Below are 6,000 nucleotides of genomic sequence, written 5' to 3'. Positions count from 1 at the left end.
ACGAAAATAATTTTGCTAAATTATATTTCTCTCGCACTCCCACTCTGAATACAACTGAATAAATAGATTAAGGACTATTGAAAGTGCGCCTCATAAGCATTTCAATAGTCTTTTTAAGTTAAAATAGTATTTACAACTCTGTATTAAAATAAATTATAGTATTTTTAGTAGATCCTCTTATATATATAATTTATTTGTTAGAATAAGCATAAGTATAAAATAATAATATCTAAGGGTGGGATAATTTTGGGACAGTTAGTTAATGATACGTTATCAGCATGGTTGTTGATTGAGTCTTTAAATCCTGGTGAAGTGAGCTATACCACAGATGATTTGCTTTCGCAGAAACATTTTAAGAATAATGTTCAACAAGTTCAATTACATAGTTTTGATGAGTACTATGATATATGGAATGATGAAAGATTTATTATCTCAGATGAAATGAATAAACAAGGAGACCGCGTATATAAATTTTATAGAAACTGTTTTCGATATAACCAAATAAATCTGAAGATTCAAGATATTTTTAACAGCCATTCTGAAATTTTCAACCCCAATGCTACACATTGCTATGGTTATACATTTAATACAGATGAGAATGGAAACGTCATATTAGATTCTATACACGTTCCAATGATTATGAGTGCTTTGAAAGAAATTGAACAAGATAAAAGTGCTGATATTGAAACAAAATTTAATGACTCTTTGGAAAAGTTTTTACAAAAAGTGAAAGAAATTTTAGCTGATCAACCAATAAATGCGCAAAAGTTAGAAAAAATGGATCGTGTATATGACAAATATTTTTCAGTTTTAAAAACAAATGAAGACAGATTATTTCAACACTATGTAGCGATTGAATTTGTAGGAAAAAAGGAACTACCTACACCAGAGTTTAATAGCTTCTTTATCAGTGATATTGAAATGGCCAGAAAATCTCCTAATCAAACATTGGTTAAATACATTGAGGGGCTGGAGGATCAACAACGTATTGTAATAGATGAAAATAAAGAACAAATTGAAAAATTCTTGCACCCGTCAAACCTACCTGATGGGCGTTGGCCTTCACAAACTGAATTTAGCTTATCATTGATGCAACAAGTAGCTGTAAATCAAATAATTAATAATGAAGACCCAATTAGTTCAGTAAATGGTCCACCTGGCACAGGTAAGACTACCTTATTAAAGGATATATTTGCTCACTTTGTCGTTGAACGCGCTAAAGCATTAACACAATTAGATAACCCTAAACATGCTTTTGAACCAACTAAAATTCATGAAACCGATGAGAAACCCGTATATTTATTAAAAAATGATATTGCAAAATATAAAATGGTTGTTGCTTCTAGTAATAATGGTGCAGTAGAAAATATTTCTAAAGACTTACCTAAAATAGAAGAAATTATTCGAAATCCAAATGATTGCGCATTTCCTGATTATGAAAGTGATTATGCAACGCTAGTTAGAGAATTAGAAAGCTTTTCAAGTATAGCTGAAGACTTAATTGGTGAAAGCGCATGGGGGCTATTTTCTGGTGTGTTTGGTAAAAGTAAAAATATTAGCGAAGTCATGGAACATTTGTTAAAAACAGACGATAAGTCAGTTGGTTTATCAAAAATGCTACAAAATGAGTTTGAGAATATAGGGTATAACGAACTCATGAAACAATGGAAAAAACAAAAGAAAGCTTTTTTAGATGAATTGAAAGAAGTTAAAACATTAAAAGAGAAGTCGATTGAAGCATTTAATGTATACAAGAAATTTGAAAAATCTTTATCTGAAGAAAAGGCTTTAAAGGAAAGTGAGAAAAAAGCTCATTCACAACTAGCAATATTAGAAAATGATATTGATAAAATCCAAGAAAATATAAATCAATTTGACAAACAAATGAATGATAAAGATAGAAAGTTAGAAATTATTAATGAATATCTAGAAATTACACAACAAAAAGGTATTGTTAATAAACTTAAATCAATATTTAGTTCAGAAACTGATGAACAATCACAACAACACTTTGACGAGAAAAAACGACTATTAGACCAAAAGTTAGATATAGAACAAGCTAAACAAGATAAGCAAAGTGAATTATCAAAAAAGGTTAAAGAAAAGGATAAATTATCCAAACAAATTATCGCACTACAAGAACAACTAAAAGAGAATGATGAAGCTGTTCAACAATTTGATCAGTATCGTATGAATTCTGAAATTGCTATTCCATCGAAAGATTTTTGGATTGATAAAAATTATGATGAGAGACAAGTTTCTAACTTATGGACAAGTGATGCGTTACAGTATCATCGAGCAATGCTTTTCTTAAGAGCAATGATATTACACAAATTATTGTTAATTGCTAATTATAAAACAATATATTTTTCATTAAATGATTTTAAAAACCGACGTAAGTTAATAGATTCTAAACCTGAAGTGGTATATAACGCGTGGAATGTAATGCATTTGATATTCCCAGTTGTAAGTACTACATTTGCAAGTTTTAAATCGATGTACCAAGGCGTACCAAAAGATTTTATTGATTACTTATTTATTGATGAAGCGGGGCAAGCTGTACCACAAGCTGCTGTTGGTGCTTTATATCGCTCTAGGAAAGTAGTTGCAGTAGGTGATCCAATACAAATAGAACCAGTGGTTACACTTGAAAGTCATTTAATTGATAATATTAGAAAGAGCTATAATATCCCAGAACGCTTGTTATCTAAAGAAGCTTCAGTTCAATCTGTAGCTGATAATGCAAATAAATATGGATTTTGGAAAGGTGATAGTACGGATGATGAACAAAAAAGTTGGATAGGTATTCCACTATGGGTCCATAGACGTTGTTTAAATCCAATGTTCACTATCGCAAATCAAATTGCCTATGATAATAAGATGGTTTTACCTAGTAATATTAAAAAAGAAGGTAAAGCAGGCTGGTACCATGTGATAGGTAAAGCTTCTAGCAAACAATATGTTAAAGAACATGGTGAGAAAGTGACTGAATTATTAGCGAATGATTGGAGAGAAGCATTAATAGAAGGTAAAAATGAGCCGAGTTCATTTGTCATATCACCGTTTTCAGCTGTACAAATGCGAGTTAAATCTTTAGTAAAACAAAAGTTACCAGACATGTTAGATATGGACAAAGAAGCGGTTAATAAATGGGCTAATAAGTCTATCGGCACAGTTCACACTTTCCAAGGAAAAGAAGCACAGAAAGTATACTTTGTAGTGGGCACCGATAAAACACAAGAAGGCGCAGTAAATTGGTCATGTGAAAAACCTAATTTACTTAATGTTGCTGTGACAAGAGCTAAAAAAGAATTTTATGTTATTGGTGATATGTCAAGAATACAATCCAAACCTTTTTATGAAATCATATACAAAGAATTAAACACATTTGAATAGGCGCGATGTTTTATAAATTTGTTACTTAAAGTTGCGACATACAACATTAATCAATACACTTATTTTCATTTAAATAACACTCAATTTCTAACAGCATCCTTATTATTTTAATTTTTTATTAAAATTTTATTTAGATATAGTAATTTTCGAAAATAGCACAATTTCATTTGTTACAATCGTTTCATCAAATGAAATGAGGTGTATCAATGAGGTATTTGAACTGGTCACGCAAGTGTATAATAACTACGATTTTCGTATTAAGCAGTTTATTATTAGTATTTTCGTCAATTACATATGCTAAAGAACGCAATCCTGAAGACAGTCTTAAAATCACAACACATAACGTTTATTTCTTGCCTACAGCCATATATCCCAATTGGGGACAAGCTCAGCGCGCTGATTTAATTTCAAAGGCTGATTATATACAAGGTCAAGACGTCGTAATCTTTAATGAATTATTTGATAAAAAAGCATCCACTCGACTTTTAACAAATTTAAAATCACAATATCCTTATCAGACGCCTATTGTTGGTAAAGGTACAGAAGGTTGGCAAAAAACATCTGGTTCTTATAGAAAAGTAAAACAAGTGAGCGGTGGTGTTGGTATCGTAAGTAAATGGCCTATCGTCCAACAAGAACAACATATTTACAAAGATGGTTGTGGTGCTGACAAGCTAAGTAATAAAGGCTTTGCTTACATTAAAATTAATAAAAACGGTAAATACCATCATATTATCGGAACGCACCTTCAAGCCGAAGATCCAACGTGTATGAAAGGAAAAGACAAAAGCATTAGAGAGAGCCAAATGAATGAAATCAAACAATTTATTAAAGATAAACATATTCCTAAAAATGAACCCGTATATATCGGCGGTGATTTAAATGTCATTAAAGGTTCAGATGAATATCAGCAAATGTCTGATAACTTGAACGTTTCATTGCCAACACAATTTGAGGGTAATCCCTATAGTTGGGATACACAAAGCAACAGCATTGCGAAATATAATTATCCTAAATTAGAACCGCAACATTTAGATTATATTTTACTAGATCGAGACCATGCACAACCAAGCTCATGGCATAATTATGTACACAAAACGAAGGCACCAGAATGGTCTGTGAAATCATGGGGCAAGACTTACAAATATAACGACTATTCAGACCATTATCCACTTTCTGCTTATGCATCAAATTAATATTATTATATGGGCGTTAAATTTTTAGTTCTCAATACTTAAAATGGGAGCTATATGGAAATCAAAATTCAAAATTGATTTCTTATATAGCTCCTTTTTTACTAAATCCCAACTTATCAGTCCTTAAAAACTCTAATTAAATTTAAAGAATTTGTACATTTTGGTTTAAACCTAAAATTAAATTCAATAGTTATTAAAGCACCGCTTCATCAAACGATACGTATAAACACACTACAAGAGATTCTGAAAAATACTAAACTTATAAAAAGGTATCAGATTTATTGCGATTTTTACTTGTCGATAAGTTAATTGTAACTGTGGTATAATATTACTATTAGGAGGCGATAAAGTGATTACAATTGATTCGAAAGTTAATAAACAAATCGCTAAAAATCTCTCGCTTGAAGGTATGACAGTAACAAAAGAACAACAAAAGCAAATACTTTATGCTATTAATAATAAGAAAGAAATTACGAATGAACTGATTCGTAAAATTGCGTTTAAATAATGAAGTATAAAGCAACGTTTCAGGATGAATATCTAATAGATTCAAACTTACTTGGTGCTAAAACAATAGATGAATTAGAGCGACTTGAGAAAGTTGCTTTTTATTTTGCTGAAGGTTTAATGGAAGCAGAGGGATACGACTTTTTATTTCCATTAACGATAAGTTCAATTAAGTTATTGCATAAAAAATTATTTGAAAAAATATACAGTTTTGCTGGTGAGTTTAGAGATGTAAGTCTTATGAAAGAAAATACACATTTTTGTGAACCACAGTATATTAATACACATATAAATAAATTAATCGAAAATTTTATATTAGAAAATGAATGGTCTGATATAAAGATTGCAGCAGAGAAACTGACTTATTATAAAACAGAGTTGAATATGATTCATCCTTTTCGTGAAGGTAATGGAAGAACAATTAGATTAATAATTAAAGAAATTGCTAAGTTAAAAGGATATGAGTGGCGTACTGATTTGTTAGATCGAGAAAGTTACTTAGAAGCAATGAGAGAATCTAGTTGGAATGAAGATGCATTAATTAAAATATTTGACGATACACTGTTTTTAAGTTGAATATTTGCGAATAGATAATTTTTCTATTTCTAATGAAACGCATTACTAAACAGAAAGTAATATAAATGTTTTATTATTTGCTTTCTATAATTAAAAATGGAGCTATACGGAGATCAAAGTTCAAATTGATTTCTAATATAGCTCCCTATTTTTTTGACTTGAAGTTAGTAGTTGTTAATTTAATAGGTATAGAATAATAGAAAAAATGTTGTTATAACTTCATAGTTAGTTAAAGGTTGTTTAGTGGGATTTCTAATTCAATCATTCTAGCAACATGATTTATTGCGTGAAAATATTCTGGATATACATTACTTTCATAACAGAT

Annotated in this window: 4 protein-coding genes; all 4 read left to right on the top strand. The window is 30.1% G+C overall.

The genetic code is table 11. The annotated features are described in order from the left end of the window. Nucleotides 1–246: 246 nt before the first annotated feature. Nucleotides 247–3,396 (top strand): DEAD/DEAH box helicase, encoded by a 3,150-nt coding sequence (locus tag HMPREF3264_RS05405; RefSeq protein WP_070872305.1) that lies wholly within the window; start codon nucleotides 247–249, stop codon nucleotides 3,394–3,396. Between the two features lie 215 nt (nucleotides 3,397–3,611). Then, on the top strand, nucleotides 3,612–4,592 hold the full coding sequence (sph, locus tag HMPREF3264_RS05400; RefSeq protein ID WP_176746822.1) for a sphingomyelin phosphodiesterase: 981 nt from the start codon (nucleotides 3,612–3,614) through the stop codon (nucleotides 4,590–4,592). Between the two features lie 349 nt (nucleotides 4,593–4,941). After that, nucleotides 4,942–5,100 carry a hypothetical protein gene (locus HMPREF3264_RS12785; RefSeq protein WP_176746821.1) on the top strand — a complete coding sequence of 53 codons (159 nt, stop codon included), beginning with the start codon at nucleotides 4,942–4,944 and terminating at the stop codon, nucleotides 5,098–5,100. Beyond that, nucleotides 5,100–5,675 carry a Fic/DOC family protein gene (locus tag HMPREF3264_RS05395; protein WP_070872301.1) on the top strand — a complete coding sequence of 192 codons (576 nt, stop codon included), beginning with the start codon at nucleotides 5,100–5,102 and terminating at the stop codon, nucleotides 5,673–5,675. The genes HMPREF3264_RS12785 and HMPREF3264_RS05395 overlap by 1 nt, the downstream gene beginning before the upstream one ends. Nucleotides 5,676–6,000 lie beyond the last annotated feature (325 nt).

Source organism: Staphylococcus sp. HMSC62A08, assembly GCF_001839105.1.
In the GTDB taxonomy this organism is placed as follows: Bacteria; Bacillota; Bacilli; order Staphylococcales; family Staphylococcaceae; genus Staphylococcus; species Staphylococcus caprae.
This window is presented reverse-complemented; position numbering and strand designations above follow the sequence as displayed.

Coding starts and splice junctions, on each gene's coding strand:
- HMPREF3264_RS05395 (WP_070872301.1), top strand. CDS start 5,100: ATGAAGTATAAAGCAACGTTTCAGGATGAATATCTAATAGATTCAAAC.